The sequence below is a fragment of the Nonomuraea sp. WAC 01424 genome, assembly GCF_003947315.1.
Classification (GTDB): Bacteria; Actinomycetota; Actinomycetes; order Streptosporangiales; family Streptosporangiaceae; genus Nonomuraea; species Nonomuraea spiralis.
Window position 1 is genome coordinate 323971 of record NZ_QHHZ01000003.1, and the last position, 14559, is coordinate 338529.

Sequence of the window (14559 nt, forward strand, 5' to 3'; positions counted from 1 at the left end):
CGCACGGGTCAGCGGGTGTCGGAGCCGGTGCCGGCCAGGGCGGCGCGACCGGCCTCCAGGCGCGCCACCGGGATGCGGAACGGCGAGCAGGAGACGTAGTCGAGGCCGACCTCGTGGCAGAAGTGCACCGAGTCGGGGTCGCCGCCGTGCTCGCCGCAGATGCCCACGTGCAGGTCAGGGCGGGCGGCCCGGCCCTCCTCCACGGCGATCCTGATCAACCGGCCGACGCCGTCGCGGTCCAGCGTCTCGAACGGGCTGACGCCGAAGATGCCCAGCTCCAGGTAGCGCGAGAAGAACGCGGCCTCCACGTCGTCGCGGCTGAAGCCCCAGGTCATCTGGGTCAGGTCGTTCGTGCCGAAGGAGAAGAACTGCGCGGCCTCGGCGATCACGGCCGCCGTCAGCGCCGCCCTCGGGACCTCGATCATGGTGCCGATCAGCGCCTCGACGCCGGTCTCCGCGAGGATCCTGCCGGCCTCCTCACGTACGGACTCCAGCTCCTGGACGGCCGCCACCAGCGGGATCATGATCTCCGGACGCGCGCCGGGGACCTCGGCCGCGGCCTGGGCGATGGCCCGCACCTGCATGGCGAACAGGCCGGGGATCACCAGCCCGAGGCGTACGCCGCGCAGGCCCAGCATCGGGTTCGCCTCGTGCAGCCTCTTGACGGCGGCCAGCAGCCTGCGGTCCTTGTCCGTCACGTCGGGTGAGGTGGCGACCTTGACCGACAGGTCCACGAGGTCGGGCAGGAACTCGTGCAGCGGCGGGTCGATGAGCCGGATGGTGACGGGATCGCCGCCCATGGCCTTGAAGATGCCGATGAAGTCGGACTTCTGGAGGGGTTCCAGGGCGTCGAGCGCGGCCTGCCGCTCCTCCTTACCGTCGGCCAGGACGAGGTCCTCCACGAGCTGGCGGCGCTCGCCGAGGAACATGTGCTCGGTACGGCACAGGCCGATGCCCTGGGCGCCGAAGCGGCGGGCCCGCGCGGCGTCCTCGGTGATCGCGGCGTTGGCGCGCACCAGCAGACGGCGGGCGGAGTCGGCGTGGCCCATGATCCGGTCCACGGCCCTGACCAGGTCGTCGTCCGGCTGCGAGCCCTCGAAGTACTCGACGACGGCGGAGTCCACGACCGGGACCTCGCCGAGGTAGACCTCGCCGGTGGAGCCGTCGATGGAGATCACGTCGCCCTCGGAGACGACCTCGCCGCCGGGCGTGGTGAACCGGCGCTCGCTCGTGGAGACCTCCAGTTCCTCGGCGCCGCACACGCACGTCTTGCCCATGCCGCGGGCGACCACGGCCGCGTGCGAGGTCTTGCCGCCGCGGCTGGTCAGGATGCCCCTGGCGGCGATCATGCCGGCCAGGTCGTCGGGGTTGGTCTCGCGGCGGACGAGGATGACGTCCTCACCCCGGCCGGCCAGCTCGACGGCGCGCTCGGAGGAGAAGACGACCTTGCCTACGGCGGCGCCCGGCGAGGCGTTCATGCCCTTGGCGATCTTCTTCTTCTCGGCGCCGCCGTCGAAGCGGGGGAACATGAGCTGGGCGAGCTGGTCGCCGGTGACGCGGGTGACGGCTTCGTCGAGGGTGATCAGGCCCTGGTCGACGAGCTGGGTGGCGATGCAGAAGGCGGCCGCGGCGGTGCGCTTGCCGACGCGCGTCTGGAGCATCCACAACTTGCCGCGCTCGATCGTGAACTCGATGTCGCACAGGTCCCGGTAGTGGTTCTCCAGCGTCTCCATGATCTGGAGCAGCTCGTCGTAGGAGCGCTTGTCGATGCGTTCGAGCTCCTGGAGGGGGATGGTATTGCGGATGCCGGCGACGACGTCCTCGCCCTGGGCGTTCTGCAGGTAGTCGCCGTAGATGCCCTGCTGGCCGGAGCCGGGGTCGCGGGTGAAGGCGACGCCGGTGCCGGAGTCGTTGCCGACGTTGCCGAAGACCATGGCCACGATGTTGACGGCGGTGCCGAGGTCGGCCGGGATGCGCTCCTGGCGGCGGTAGAGGATCGCGCGCGGGGCGTTCCAGGAGTCGAAGACCGCCATGACGGCCAGCCGCATCTGCTCGCGGGGGTCGGCGGGGAAGTCCTTGCCGGTCTGCGCCCGTACGATGCCCTTGTAGGTCTCCACGAGGCCCTGCAGCTCGCCCGCGTCGAGGTCGGTGTCCTGGCGCCGGCCCTTCAGCTCGTCGAGCGCGTGCTCGAACAGGTCGCCGTCGAGGCCGAGCACGGTCTTGCCGAACATCTGGATCAGGCGGCGGTAGGAGTCCCAGGCGAAGCGGTCGTTGCCGCCCGCCTGCTTGGCCAGACCGTGGACCGACTCGTCGTTGAGCCCGATGTTGAGGACCGTCTCCATCATGCCCGGCATGGAGAACTTCGCGCCCGACCGTACGCTGACCAGCAGCGGGTCGTCGGCCTGCCCGAGCCTGCGGCCCATCTGGGCCTCCAGGGCGTCCAGGTGCCCGGCGACCTCGCGCTCCAGGCCGTCGGGAAGAGCGCCTTCCGTCAGGTAGTGACGGCAGGCTTCAGTGGTGATCGTGAACCCGGGGGGAACGGGCAACCCGAGATTCATCATCTCGGCGAGGTTCGCACCCTTTCCACCGAGAAGATCCTTGAGATTCCTGTTGCCCTCGGTGAAGTCGTAAACATACTTGGCCACCACAGCTCCAATCCAACGCTTCTGTCCCGGACTCTACCGGCGAAATTGATGATGAAACTGCACTCCTCGGATAAGTCATCGTTTCTGCTGGTCAACGGCCTACAACAGGTCTAATCCAATTATAGGACTCCTGACGGATAAATTGGTTTATACCAATTGGTTTACACCAATTCTTGAGAAAGTAGAGCGGGAGGTGCAGAATCGGATCACCCCCCACCAGGAGGCGCCCATGGCCACTCCTACCAAGCCCAAGCGTCGTGCACGCTTCGTCGCGGGATCGGCCAAGACCGCCGCCGACACGGCGATCTACCTGGACGAGCGGCTGCCGTTCGGCCGCTGGCTGCGTCCCCAGCTCCGCAAACTGTTCCCCAGCCACTGGTCGTTCCTGCTGGGCGAGCTGGCCCTGTACGCGTTCGTCATGCTGGTGCTCACCGGCACCTTCCTGACGCTGTTCTACAAGCCCAACCCCGACGTGGCCTACGACTCCGTCGTGGAGATCAGCCTCGACGTGCGCGGCGGGCTGCTGATGCGCCAGTTGCACCACTGGTCGGCCACGGTGTTCGTGCTGGCGATCGTGGCCCACCTGTGCCGCGTCTTCTTCACCGGGGCGTTCCGCAGGCCGCGCGAGGTGATCTGGATGCTCGGGGTGCTGCTGTTCGGGCTGGCGCTGTTCGAGTCGTTCCTGGGCGTCTCGCTGCCGGCCGACCAGCTCGGGATGACCGGGCTGCGGCAGGCGCAGGGGGTGTTGTCGTCGATCCCGCTGGTGGGGACGTACCTGTCGGCGTTCGTGTTCGACGGCGGCTTCCCCGGCCAGGTCATCCCGCGGGTCTTCGTCACGCACGTGCTGCTGGTGCCGGGCATCCTGCTCGCGGCCGTGCCGCTGCACGCCCTGGTGCTCACCTGGCGGCAGAAGCACACCGAGCGGCGGGCCACCGCGACGGCCGAGGACAAGGTCACCGGCGGGCCCTTCTTCCCGTACTTCGCGGTCAAGAACGCCGCCACGGCGCTGTTCACGATCGCGGCCATCGCCGCGCTGGCCACGCTGGTACGGGTCAACCCGGTGTGGGAGCACGGGGCGTACCGGCCGGGGGCCGCTCCCCCGTCGGCGCAGCCGTTCTGGTACTTCGGCGTGCTGGACGGCGCGCAGCGGCTGGTGCCGCCGTGGGAGGTCACGGTGGGCGGGTTCACGCTCCAGCCGGGCTTGTGGATCCCGCCGCTGATCCTGACGGTCTTCTTCGGTGCGCTGTTCCTCTACCCGTTCGCCGAGCGCCGCCGTACCGGCGACGTCCGCGTCCACCTCCTGCTGGACCGGCCGGCGCAGGCGCCGGGGCGGACGGCTTCCGGGGTCGCGGTCATCACGTTCTTCACCGTGCTCTGGGCGGGGACGTGGGTGTCGCCCGCGCCGCCCGCCGTACGCCCGCAGGCCGCGTTCCCGTCCGAGGGGCGGGCCCCGGCGGCGCTGCTCACCGTGCCGGCGGACGTCTACGAGACGGTCGTCCTGGCGCTGCGGATCGCGGTCTTCGTGTTGCCGCCGCTCGCCTACGTCCTGACCCGGGCCGTGTGCCGCCGGCGTGATCGCTCAACGTGACCCAGCTCGGTTCGTTCCGCGACGCGGGCGTGATCGTGGCATGACACTCTCCTGCCATGCCCCGCACGACGCCACGAGGCCTGATCGCCGCCTGCCTGGCATTGGTGCTGTCCGCCTGCGGTTCGAGCACGCCCGAACCCTTCACCGAGACGCTGCCACCGGGGGCGGAGCAGCGTCACGCGACCCAGCTTCGGCCGGGCGACTGCCTCGTGTCGATCCCCGACGACCTGATCGCGACGCTCGTGCCGTGCGGCAACCCGCACGCGGCCGAGTTCGCCATGATCTACGTGGTCCCGGAGGGCGCGTGGCCGGGCTCCGCGCAGGCCGTACGGCTGGCCAAGAGCTTCTGCGCGCCCCGGATGCGGGTCAAACCGAGCCGGCGCAACGAGGTCGCGGTGAGCGCGCTGCCGCCGCTGGAGGGCGACTGGCCGCGCCACCGCACGGCGTACTGCCTGGCCGCGGCGCGGCACGGGCAGCTCGTCGGGCGGGTGCTGGACTAGACCCGGCTAGGCGACGATCGGGTTGCGTTCGGGGGCCGGCCCCGGCGCGCCCTCGCGCGGCGGCAACCACAACACGAACGTGGCCCCCTGCCCGACCCTGGAGAACACCGCCACCCGCCCGCCGTGCGACTCCACGATCTGCCGGACGATGGCCAGCCCGAGACCGGTGTGCCGGTCGCGGCGGCTGGCCTCGCCGCGCCAGAACCGGTCGAACACCCGCTCCTGCTCCGCCGCGGCGAGCCCGGGGCCGTCGTCCCTGACCGCGACCCACAACCAGCCGCCCGACCGCCCGGCCTCGACCCGGACGAAACCGCCCGGCGGGGTCAGGCGGACCGCGTTGGACAGCAGGTTCGCCACGGCCCGGCGCAGGGCGTCCTGGTCGCCGGTCATCTCCAGGTCCCGGCCCAGGCCGCGGCTGATCGTCAGGCCGCGGGCGGCGGCCAGCGCCGCGTACTCCTCGCACGCCTCCCGCGCCACCCTGCTCAGGTCGAGGTCGGTGTCGGCGAACGCGGTCGCCTGCCGCCGGGCGCTGGCCAGCAGGTCCTCCACGAGCCTGGTCATGCGGGTGGTCGCCCGGTCCACGATCTGCACGGCCCTGGCCCGCTCCTCCTCGCTGGCCTCGGGCGAGGCGAGCACGGCGTCCACGTTCGCCCGGATGATCGTCAGGGGGCTGCGCAGCTCGTGCGAGGCGTCGTCGATGAGCCGGCGCTGCGCGCTGAACGCCTCCTCCAGCCGGTCGAGCATGGTGTCGATGGTGTCGGCCAGGTCCTTGAGCTCGTCGGGCGAGCCGGCCAGCCTGATCCGCCGGGTCAGGTCGGTCGCCTGGATCTCCTCGGCCGTACGCGTGATCGACCGCACCGGACGCAGCACCCGGCCGGACAGCACCCACCCGATGCCCAGGGACGCCAGGTAGAGCCCGGCCAGCGTGGCCAGAGAGTAGTCGCGCAGCGTGGCCAGCGTCCTGATGTTGACCTCGTTCTCGACCTCCTCGATGAAGACGACCTCCTGCTTGCCCACGTACTGGTTGTCGCGGTACGCCTTGGCGTACTCGGTCGAGTACGGGCGTTCCTCGGTGGTCTTGGAGACGGCGAAGTAGATGCCGCCCAGCACCAGCGCGGCCAGCACGAACAGCAGCCCGGAGTAGAGCACGGTGAGCCGGAAGCGGATCGTGTGGATCATGTCGGCTCCTTGAGCCGGTAACCGCGGCTGATCACCGTCTCGATCAGGCCGTCCTCCTGGAGCTTGCGGCGCAGGTTGCCGACCGTGACCCGGACGGTGTTGGTGAACGGGTCGGCGTGCTCGTCCCAGACGTGTTCGAGCAGTTCCTCGGAGGAGACGACGTGGCCGGGACGGGTCATCAGGTAGTGCAGCACCCCGTACTCCTTGGGCGTCAGGGCCAGGGAGCGGCCGTCGAGGGAGACCTCCATGCGGGCGGTGTCGATGCGCAGGCCGCCCACCTCCAGCACGGCGGTGCCGCCGGTGTCCCTGCGCAGCAGCGCCCGGACCCTGGCCAGCAGCTCGGGGAAGGCGAACGGCTTGACCAGGTAGTCGTCGGCGCCCTCGTCGAGGCCGCGTACCCGGTCGTCCAGGCGGTCGCGGGCGGTCACCATGATGATCCGCACCCCGCGCCCGGCGGCCCGTACGGACCGGCAGAGCTGGAAGCCGTCGCCGCCCGGCAGGTTCAGGTCGAGCAGGACCAGGTCGTAGGTGTTGACCTCCAGCTTCTCGTGCGCCGACGGCGCGTCGTAGGCCACGTCCACCGCGTAGCCCGCCCGGGTCAGACCCACCCGTAACGCGTCGACCAGGTCTTCCTCGTCCTCGACCACCAGCAGTCGCATGATCTTGACCCTAATTTCGGATGACGCGTTCCGCCACGGGGGCGACCTGGCCGATCGGGCGGCGCTCCCGCCGAGGTGAACTACAGCAAGCGTGCGCGAAAGCCAACATAACTGCCGTCTTTACACGATTTTTCGGTGTTAGTCGTTAAATCTTTCGAGCATGACGCCCTTCCAGCGATATTTGGCAGAAGAAGTGGCACTCGACCACGTAGAGGGCCTGATCTCGCGGCGCGAGGCACTGCGCCGTCTCGGCCTCCTCGGGCTCGCCCTCCCCGCCGCCACTGCTCTCCTCGCCGCCTGCGCCGCCACCCCCGACACCGACCCGGCGAGCATCCCGCCGGCACCGACGCCCGCGGCGTCCGCCACGGCCTCCCCGGCCGGCCCGCCGCCGCTGCCCACGCGGGCGATCACGTTCCCCGGCCCGGACGGGACGAGGCTCCTGGGCGCCTGGGCGCCCGCGGCCGCTCCCAAGGGCGCGGTGCTGGTCATGCACGAGAACCGCGGGCTGACCGACCACATCCGCTCGATCGCCGGCCGGCTGGCCGCCGACGGCTACTCGGCCCTCGCGCCCGACCTGCTCTCCCACGCGGGCGGCACGGCCGCGTTCGCCGACACCGCGCAGGTCACGGCCACGCTGGGCGCGATCCCCCGCGAACGTTTCGTGGCCGACATGAAGGCGGCCGTCGGCGAGCTGGAGCGCAGGGCCGGGGGCGTCCGGCTGGGCATGATCGGGTTCTGTTTCGGGGGCGGGATGACCTGGCTGCTGTTGTCGTCCGGCGAGCCCCGGCTGGCCGCCGCCGCGCCGTTCTACGGCCCGCTGCCCGACGACGCCGACATGACCGGTACCGAGGCGGCCGTGCTGGCCATCTACGCCGAGCAGGACGACCGCGTCAACGCCACCCGGGAGGCGGCCGAGTCGGCGCTGGAGAAGGCCGGGCTCACCCACGAGCTGGTGACCGTGCCGGGCGTCGGCCACGCCTTCTTCAACGACACGGGCCCCCGCTACGACGCGCGGGCCGCCTCTCAGGCCTACGACTACGTGCTGAAGTGGTTCGGCCGCCACCTGGCCTGACGGGCACCGGCCCGGAACAGCGGAACGCCGCCCGCGGTGGAAACCGGGGCGGCGTCGCCGTGATGGCGCCTGACGGTCAGTCGTTGAGGCTCTGACGCAGGTAGGAGTCGACCTGGTCGATGGAGATGCGCTGCTGGGCCATGCTGTCACGCTCGCGGATCGTCACCGCGTGGTCCTCGAGGGTGTCGAAGTCGACGGTGATGCAGAACGGCGTGCCGATCTCGTCCTGGCGACGGTAGCGGCGGCCGATCGCGCCCGCGTCGTCGAACTCGACGTTCCACCGCCTGCGCAGCTGCGCGGCCAGGTCGCGGGCCTTCGGCGACAGGTCGGCGTTGCGCGACAGCGGCAGCACCGCGGCCTTGACCGGCGCGAGCCGGTGGTCGAGCCGCAGCACCGTGCGCTTCTCCAGGACGCCCTTGGCGTTGGGCGCCTCGTCCTCGGTGTAGGCGTCGAGCAGGAAGGTCAGCGTGGCCCGGTCGACACCGGCGGCCGGCTCGATCACGTAGGGGACGTAACGCTCACCGGTGTCCTGCTCGAAGAAGCTCAGGTCGACGCCGGACGCCTTGGAGTGGGCGGTCAGGTCGAAGTCGGTGCGGTTGGCGATGCCCTCCAGCTCGCCCCACTCCGAGCCCTGGAAGTTGAAGCGGTACTCGACGTCGACGGTGCGCTTGGAGTAGTGGGACAACTTCTCCTGCGGGTGCTCGTAGAGGCGCAGGTTGTCCTTGTTGATGCCGAGGTCGGAGTACCAGCGGAAACGCTCGTCGATCCAGTACTGGTGCCATTCCTCGTCGGTGCCGGGCTTGACGAAGAACTCCATCTCCATCTGCTCGAACTCGCGCGTGCGGAAGATGAAGTTGCCCGGGGTGATCTCGTTGCGGAAAGACTTGCCGACCTGGCCGATGCCGAACGGGATCTTCTTGCGCGCCGACTGCTGCACGTTGAGGTAGTTGATGAAGATGCCCTGGGCGGTCTCGGGACGCAGGTAGGCCAGGCCCGACTCGTCCTCGACCGGGCCGAGGAAGGTCTTGAGCAGGCCGCTGAACTGCCTGGGGTCGGTGAAGGTGCCCTTGTTGCCGCAGTTGGGGCAGGTGATGTCGGCCAGGCCGTTCTCCGGCTCCTTGCCGTTCTTCTCCTCGTACGCCTCCACGAGGTGGTCGGCGCGGAAACGCTTGTGGCAGGACTGGCACTCGGTCAGCGGGTCGGAGAAGGTCTCGACGTGGCCGCTGGCCCGCCACACCTCGGGGGCCAGGATGACGCAGGAGTCGAGGCCCACCACGTCGTCGCGCGACTGGACCATCGACAGCCACCACTGCCGCTTGACGTTGTTCTTCAGCTCGACACCCAGAGGACCGTAGTCCCACGACGCGCGAAGTCCGCCGTAGATCTCGCTCGACGGGTAAACGAGCCCGCGGCGCTTGGCGAGGCTGACGATGGTGTCCATGACGTCGGTGCGTCGTGCCATTTTGGTTGCGTCTCTTTCCGGCTGGAGGTCGGCGAGTGAATTCGATGAGATCCCAGCTTAGGGGACGCTCACCCGGTCTCGCGCGCGACTGACGCTACGCACCCTCTTGCGTGTACACGTCCTCGTACGCGCTGGGTTCGTTGACCATGAGGATCATCAACGGGTACATGGCCATCCGGGCCGCCGACAGCGCCCTCCGGTAGAAGCCCGCGCCCTCCCATTCGCTGACCAGCGCCCACAGGTTGGGCTCGTCCACCGAACGGGCCAGCCGGCCGCGCTGGTATCCGGGTTGGGCGGCGAAGGTGTCGAGGATGGCGTGGCCCTGCTTGACGAAGTCTTGGGACTGCGACTCTGGCACGGTGTATCGGATCACGGCGAGCACCAGCCCAGCCTAGAGGTGTGCGCCCTGCTGTCACGCGAACTCCCTTAGGCTCTCGACGTGGCCTCCAAAAACAAGCGCCCGCTGCCCCAGGGCGAGCAGTTCTTCACGCCGGGCGCGAGCGGCCTGCGCAAGGCCGTCGAGCAGCGCAGCGCGGTCCCGATGACGTTCCTGTTCACGCAGGTGCCCAAGTGGGTGGCGCCCGCCGTGCTGGTGATCCTGCTGCTGGCCGGCTTCGCGCTGGCCAACTGGGTGGGCGGCGTGGCGGCGCTGGCGGTGCTGGCGTTCGTCGGGTGGCTGGCCCACCTGTCGTGGCCGTCGCTGGGCCTCGGGGGGCGGCTGCTGCGGGTGGCGATGCTGGTCTTCCTGGTGATCCTGGCGGCTGACCGGTTTGGTGCGTTCTAGTCCGGCCCGCCGGAGATTTTGACAATCATTTTCATTTTCCCCCATAATTGGGGGCGTGATGTCCCGTACGCCCCCAATGCGCGCCGTAACCCTCCTCGCCGGAGCAGCCCTGCTGGCCACGTCCGCCTCGCGCGCCGGCTCCGCGGAGAGCGCCGACGGCGGCAGGCCCGAGGTGATCGCCGCCTTCTACCCGCTCCAGTGGCTCACCGAGCAGGTGGCCGGGCCCGACGCGAACGTGACCGTCCTGACCGCGCCCGGCGTCGAGCCGCACGACCTGGAGCTGGGCCTTCAGCAGATGACCAAGCTCCAGGACGCGGCGCTCACGGTCTACGTCAAGGGCGTGCAGCCGGCCGTGGACGACGCCGTCTCCGCCGACACCGCCTTCGACGCCGCCTCCGCCGTCACGACGATCCCGGCGGGCGGGCACGCCGGCGAGGAGGGGCACGACGAGCACGCGGTCTCCTACGACCCGCACATCTGGCTCGACCCCTCCCGCCTGGCCACGGTGGCCGGCAAGCTGGGCGAGCGCCTGGCCGCCGCCGATCCGGGCCACGCGCAGGCGTACAAGGACCGCGCCGCCGCGGCGGCGGGCGCGCTGGGCGGGCTCGACCAGGAGTTCACCAAGGGCCTGTCCACCTGCGCCAGCAAGACCCTGGTCACCGCGCACGAGGCGTTCGGCTATCTGGCCGACCGCTACAAGCTCAAGCAGGTGGGCATCACCCTCGACCCCGAGACCGAGCCGTCGCCGAAGCGCCTGTCGGAGGTGGCCGCGCTGGCCAGGTCCGAAGGCGTCACCACGATCTTCACCGAGTCCCTGGTCAGCCCGAAGGTGGCCGAGGTGCTGGCCGGCGAGGTCGGCGCGAAGACGGCCGTGCTCGACCCGCTGGAGAGCAAGCCCGCCGGCGACTACCTGTCAGCCATGCGCGATAACCTCAAGACCCTTCGAACAGCACTGAGGTGTACGGCATGAGCGAGACGGCCTTCGCGATGACCGGCGGCCGGGTCAGCTTCGACGGCCGCCAGATCCTGCGCGGCGTCGACCTGACCGTCCGCCCCGGCGAGGTCGTGGCCCTCCTCGGCGCCAACGGTTCGGGCAAGTCCACCCTGGTCCGCGCGCTGCTCGGCCTCACGCCGCTGTCCGGCGGCCAGACCCTCCTGTACGGCTCCCCGCCCGCCAGGTTCCGCGACTGGTGGCGCATCGGCTACGTGCCCCAGCGCCTCCAGGTCGGCGGCGGCGTGCCCGCCACGGTCCGCGAGGTCGTCGCCTCGGGCCGCGTCGCCCGGCAGAGCCGGCTGCGCAGGACCAGCGCGGCCGACCGCGCGGCGGTCTCCGCCGCCCTCGACGCCGTCGACCTGACCGGCCGGGCCGGCGATCCCGTGCAGTCGCTCTCGGGCGGCCAGCAGCAGCGGGTGCTCATCGCCCGCGCCCTGGCCGGGGAGCCCGACACGTACGTGATGGACGAGCCCACCGCGGGCGTCGACGCCGAGACACAGCAACTCCTGGCCGACACGCTGGGCGGCCTGGTCCGCGAGGGCAAGACGATCGTCCTGGTCGCCCACGAGCTGGGCCCGATGGAGCCGCTGATCACCCGCGGCGTCGTGGTCCGCGAGGGCCGCGTCGCGCACGACGGCAGGCCGCCGCGGCCCGAGGGCGAGTGCGCCAGGCCAGGACACGAGCACCAGCATCCGCACGCCGCGGAGACGGCCGCCGCCCCGCTGACGGGCTGGCAGGGGGAACCACGATGATCGAGCTTCTGCAGGAGAACCTCTTCCAGCTCGCGCTGATCGCCGCGCTGCTGGTGGGGCTGTGCGCGCCCGCGGTGGGCACGTTCATCGTGCAGCGCAGGTTGTCGCTGCTCGGCGACGGCATCGGGCACGTCGCGCTGACCGGCGTGGCGCTGGGCTTCCTGACCGGCACGGCGCCGGTGCTGACGGCGGTGATCGTCTCGGTGCTGGGCGCGGTGGCGATCGAGCTGGTCAGGGCCCGGGGCAGGACCAGCGGCGACGTGGCGCTCGCCCTGCTGTTCTACGGCGGCATCGCGGGCGGCGTCATGCTCATGGGCATCGCCCCCGGCGGCAGCAACGCCAAGCTGAACTCCTACCTGTTCGGCGCCATCGCCAGCGTCACCCAGCAGGACATCTGGATCATCGGCGCGCTGGCCGCTGCGGTGATCGGCGTGGTCATCGTCTTCGGCAGGGAGTTGTTCGTGCTCTGCCAGGACGAGGAGATGGCCAGGGCCAGCGGCCTGCCGGTGCGTTTCCTCAGCCTGCTGATCGCGGTCACCGCCGCGCTCACCGTCGTCATCGCCATGCGCGTGGTCGGCCTGCTGCTGGTCAGCGCCCTGATGGTGATCCCGGTGGCCACGAGCCAGCAGCTCACCAGGGGGTTCCGGGCCACGATGGGGCTGGCGATGTTGTTCGGCGTGCTCGCCTCGGTGGGCGGCCTGCTGGCCTCGACGATGTCGGCACGGGTTCCTCCGGGCGCGGCGATCGTGCTTCTTGCCCTCGCCGGCTTCGTCCTGGCCCTAGGTGTCGGTAAATTCGTACGGCGAGGCCGCATCCAGGAGTCCCCGGTGAGCCCGCGACCACGAGTCCGTGTCGAGGAGGCCGCATGACGACGAGGCGTGATGCCGTGCACGACACCCTGCGCCACAGCAAGGGGTTCCGCAGCGCCCAGGACGTCTACGCCGAGATGCGCCTGCACGGCGCCAAGATCGGCCTGACCACCGTCTACCGGGCGCTCCAGGCGCTGGCCGACTGCGGCCAGGTCGACGTGCTGCGCACGGACGAGGGAGAGTCGGTCTACCGCGCGTGCGCCAGCGACGACCATCACCACCACCTGGTCTGCCGCCGCTGCGGCCACACGGTCGAGGTGGCCGGGCCCGCCGTCGAGCGCTGGGCCGAGGCGATCGGCAGCGAGCACGGCTTCACCGGGATCACTCACACGGTCGAGGTCTTCGGCACCTGCTCGTCCTGCTCGGCGCCGGCCCGCGTGGGCTGAGCGCAGCGGGAGCCGTACAACACGCCGAGCACGACCGCGGCGCACCCGGCGAACTGCAGCGCGGAGGGCCGCTCCCCCAGGGTGAGCGCGGAGATCGCGACGGTGACCACCGGCTGCACGAGCAGCAGCAGCGACGTGAGCGCCGCGGGCTGCCTGGGCAGCGAGTACGTGATCAGCAGCCACCCCACCACCTGCGGCCCCAGCGCGAGCAGCAGCAGCCACCCGTGCGCCGGCCATTCCGGCGCCAGGTCGGCGCAGCCGAACAGCGGGCTGAGCACCGCGATCAGCACGGTGGCCACGACGGTCGCCTGCGCCAGCGGCCCGGCCGTACGCCCCGGTCCCGCCTTCAGGAGCAGCAGGTACGCCGCGTACACCACCGAGGTGACCAGCCCGGTGACCGCGCCCATGACGGGATCGAGCCCGTACGCCGAGCCGTCGAACACCCCCGAGATCAGCACGACCCCGCCGAAGACGATCGGCGTGCCGGCCATGAGCCGGTTCGAGGGCCGCTCGCGGAACAGGCCCCAGGCGGCGAAGGCCACGATGAACACCTGGAGGTTGCCCAGCACGGTCGCCAGGCCCGCGCCGACCAGCTTGATCGACTGGTGCCAGAAGAGCAGGTCGAGCGAGAACAGCGCGCCGGCGGCCCAGGCCAGCAGCGCGCCCTTGAGCGGCAGGGGCCCCAGCTTCCGGCGTTCGAGCCAGGCCAGCACGAGCATGGGCGGCACCGCGTACGCGCAGCGGAACAACGCCGACGTCGCGGGCGACACCTCCGACAGACGTACGAGGGGACCGGAGGTGGAGATGATCAGTGCTCCGGCGATCGCGATCAGGACGATACGCCGATATGCACTCATGGAAACCCCCCGAGCGCCATGGGAGAGATACGCTGCGACCACGCTAGAACCGGCCCCGACAGGAGTCAACATGCCGTTTGGCCATGACATGGTGCATTCTTTGGCCACCGTTGTCGACCTGGTCAACACCTCTCCGTCCACCGGCGGCGGCGACGACCTGGCCAGCCTGGCCGAGCTGCAGACCTTCGTGGAGTCCCGGCAGGTCAGCGGCGTCGGCGCGCTGACGGCCCGCGACCTCGGCCAGGTCCGGATGGTGCGCGAGGCGTTCCACCGGGTGTTCACCGCCCCCGACGTGGCAAGCGCCGTGCGCACCCTCAACGCGCTGCTCGCCGAGACGCGCATCACGCCCAGGCTGACCGAGCACGACGGCCACCCGCTGCACGTCCACTACTTCGCCAACGACGCCTCGCTGGCCGAGCACGTGGCCGCCGACTGCGGCGTGGCGCTGGCGCACCTGCTGGTGGAGGGCGAGATGGAACGCCTGCGCACGTGTTCGGCCCCCGACTGCGACCGCGTGTTCGTGGACGAGTCCCGCAACCGTTCGCGGGTCTACTGCGACAGCCGTACCTGCGGCAACCGCATGCACGTCGCCGCCTACCGGGCCCGCCGCCGCGCCTGACCCGTCGCGGGCCCCGGAAAGCGGACCGCCCGCCCCCCAGGTCACCGGGGGCGGGCGGCAGGTACGCCCGATTCAGGGCGCTTCGCTGGATGTCTGCCACCACGGTGGTTTGGCGGTGGCGAAGACGTCGGAGCAGTTGCACGAGCCGCAACCTGGGAGCATCGGCCCTCCTTCAAGACGTAGGGGGAACGGG

15 protein-coding genes are annotated in these 14559 nt (G+C 70.7%); 9 read left to right on the top strand and 6 right to left on the bottom strand.

The genetic code is table 11. The annotated features are described in order from the left end of the window. Positions 1–8: 8 nt before the first annotated feature. Positions 9–2645, bottom strand: a complete 2637-nt coding sequence (ppdK, locus tag DMB42_RS10845) for a pyruvate, phosphate dikinase (RefSeq protein WP_125633258.1) — start codon at positions 2643–2645, stop codon at positions 9–11. Between the two features lie 229 nt (positions 2646–2874). On the opposite strand from ppdK, the gene DMB42_RS10850 reads away from it, so the two are divergent. Beyond that, positions 2875–4233 (top strand): cytochrome b N-terminal domain-containing protein, encoded by a 1359-nt coding sequence (locus DMB42_RS10850; RefSeq protein WP_125633260.1) that lies wholly within the window; start codon positions 2875–2877, stop codon positions 4231–4233. 56 nt (positions 4234–4289) lie between these two features. Continuing rightward, on the top strand, positions 4290–4733 hold the full coding sequence (locus DMB42_RS10855; protein WP_125633262.1) for a hypothetical protein: 444 nt from the start codon (positions 4290–4292) through the stop codon (positions 4731–4733). 6 nt (positions 4734–4739) lie between these two features. On the opposite strand, the gene DMB42_RS10860 is transcribed toward DMB42_RS10855, so the two are convergent. Together DMB42_RS10860 and DMB42_RS10865 are read right to left on the bottom strand one after the other, a co-directional pair. Continuing rightward, positions 4740–5912, bottom strand: coding sequence for a HAMP domain-containing sensor histidine kinase (locus tag DMB42_RS10860; RefSeq protein ID WP_125633264.1), 1173 nt, complete (start codon positions 5910–5912; stop codon positions 4740–4742). Continuing rightward, on the bottom strand, positions 5909–6571 hold the full coding sequence (locus DMB42_RS10865; RefSeq protein ID WP_185844581.1) for a response regulator transcription factor: 663 nt from the start codon (positions 6569–6571) through the stop codon (positions 5909–5911). Before DMB42_RS10865 ends, DMB42_RS10860 begins: the two co-directional genes overlap by 4 nt. 160 nt (positions 6572–6731) lie before the next feature. On the opposite strand from DMB42_RS10865, the gene DMB42_RS10870 reads away from it, so the two are divergent. Next, positions 6732–7643 carry a dienelactone hydrolase family protein gene (locus DMB42_RS10870; RefSeq protein WP_125633266.1) on the top strand — a complete coding sequence of 304 codons (912 nt, stop codon included), beginning with the start codon at positions 6732–6734 and terminating at the stop codon, positions 7641–7643. 76 nt (positions 7644–7719) lie between these two features. Here the strand turns inward: DMB42_RS10870 and DMB42_RS10875 are convergent, their stop codons facing one another. Both DMB42_RS10875 and DMB42_RS10880 read right to left on the bottom strand, forming a co-directional pair. Further along, complete coding sequence (locus DMB42_RS10875) at positions 7720–9105, bottom strand: glycine--tRNA ligase (RefSeq protein WP_185844582.1); 1386 nt, start codon at positions 9103–9105, stop codon at positions 7720–7722. Positions 9106–9199: 94 nt separating this feature from the next. Continuing rightward, on the bottom strand, positions 9200–9487 hold the full coding sequence (locus DMB42_RS10880; RefSeq protein WP_125633268.1) for an antibiotic biosynthesis monooxygenase: 288 nt from the start codon (positions 9485–9487) through the stop codon (positions 9200–9202). Positions 9488–9544: 57 nt separating this feature from the next. Here DMB42_RS10880 and DMB42_RS10885 point away from each other — a divergent pair, with 57 nt between their 5' ends. From DMB42_RS10885 to DMB42_RS10905, 5 genes are read left to right on the top strand one after another with little or no spacing between them, the layout of a single operon-like run. After that, positions 9545–9889, top strand: coding sequence for a DUF6703 family protein (locus tag DMB42_RS10885; RefSeq protein WP_125633270.1), 345 nt, complete (start codon positions 9545–9547; stop codon positions 9887–9889). A 58-nt stretch (positions 9890–9947) separates the two neighbouring features. After that, a complete protein-coding gene (locus DMB42_RS10890; RefSeq protein ID WP_260477638.1) occupies positions 9948–10859 on the top strand; it encodes a metal ABC transporter substrate-binding protein in 912 nt (303 codons plus the stop codon). Next, a complete protein-coding gene (locus DMB42_RS10895; RefSeq protein WP_125633272.1) occupies positions 10856–11635 on the top strand; it encodes a metal ABC transporter ATP-binding protein in 780 nt (259 codons plus the stop codon). The genes DMB42_RS10890 and DMB42_RS10895 overlap by 4 nt, the downstream gene beginning before the upstream one ends. Further along, entirely contained in the window at positions 11632–12504 is an 873-nt protein-coding gene (locus tag DMB42_RS10900; RefSeq protein WP_125633274.1) for a metal ABC transporter permease, read from the top strand. Before DMB42_RS10895 ends, DMB42_RS10900 begins: the two co-directional genes overlap by 4 nt. After that, a complete protein-coding gene (locus DMB42_RS10905) occupies positions 12501–12890 on the top strand; it encodes a Fur family transcriptional regulator (RefSeq protein WP_125633277.1) in 390 nt (129 codons plus the stop codon). Before DMB42_RS10900 ends, DMB42_RS10905 begins: the two co-directional genes overlap by 4 nt. Here DMB42_RS10905 and DMB42_RS10910 read toward each other — a convergent pair. Next, positions 12830–13747: a DMT family transporter gene (locus DMB42_RS10910; RefSeq protein WP_185844583.1), complete on the bottom strand. Its 918-nt coding sequence runs from the start codon at positions 13745–13747 to the stop codon at positions 12830–12832. The genes DMB42_RS10905 and DMB42_RS10910 overlap by 61 nt on opposite strands. A 91-nt stretch (positions 13748–13838) precedes the next feature. Here DMB42_RS10910 and DMB42_RS10915 point away from each other — a divergent pair, with 91 nt between their 5' ends. Continuing rightward, entirely contained in the window at positions 13839–14366 is a 528-nt protein-coding gene (locus DMB42_RS10915) for a CGNR zinc finger domain-containing protein (RefSeq protein WP_312024725.1), read from the top strand. Positions 14367–14559 lie beyond the last annotated feature (193 nt).

Excerpts from the sequence above, each read along its gene's own strand:
- DMB42_RS10910 (WP_185844583.1), bottom strand. The coding sequence starts at position 13,747 with ATGAGTGCATATCGGCGTATCGTCCTGATCGCGATCGCCGGAGCACTG.
- DMB42_RS10865 (WP_185844581.1), bottom strand. The coding sequence starts at position 6,571 with ATGCGACTGCTGGTGGTCGAGGACGAGGAAGACCTGGTCGACGCGTTA.
- DMB42_RS10900 (WP_125633274.1), top strand. The coding sequence starts at position 11,632 with ATGATCGAGCTTCTGCAGGAGAACCTCTTCCAGCTCGCGCTGATCGCC.
- DMB42_RS10905 (WP_125633277.1), top strand. The coding sequence starts at position 12,501 with ATGACGACGAGGCGTGATGCCGTGCACGACACCCTGCGCCACAGCAAG.
- DMB42_RS10860 (WP_125633264.1), bottom strand. The coding sequence starts at position 5,912 with ATGATCCACACGATCCGCTTCCGGCTCACCGTGCTCTACTCCGGGCTG.
- DMB42_RS10890 (WP_260477638.1), top strand. The coding sequence starts at position 9,948 with ATGTCCCGTACGCCCCCAATGCGCGCCGTAACCCTCCTCGCCGGAGCA.
- DMB42_RS10895 (WP_125633272.1), top strand. The coding sequence starts at position 10,856 with ATGAGCGAGACGGCCTTCGCGATGACCGGCGGCCGGGTCAGCTTCGAC.
- DMB42_RS10855 (WP_125633262.1), top strand. The coding sequence starts at position 4,290 with ATGCCCCGCACGACGCCACGAGGCCTGATCGCCGCCTGCCTGGCATTG.
- DMB42_RS10870 (WP_125633266.1), top strand. The coding sequence starts at position 6,732 with ATGACGCCCTTCCAGCGATATTTGGCAGAAGAAGTGGCACTCGACCAC.
- DMB42_RS10850 (WP_125633260.1), top strand. The coding sequence starts at position 2,875 with ATGGCCACTCCTACCAAGCCCAAGCGTCGTGCACGCTTCGTCGCGGGA.
- DMB42_RS10875 (WP_185844582.1), bottom strand. The coding sequence starts at position 9,105 with ATGGCACGACGCACCGACGTCATGGACACCATCGTCAGCCTCGCCAAG.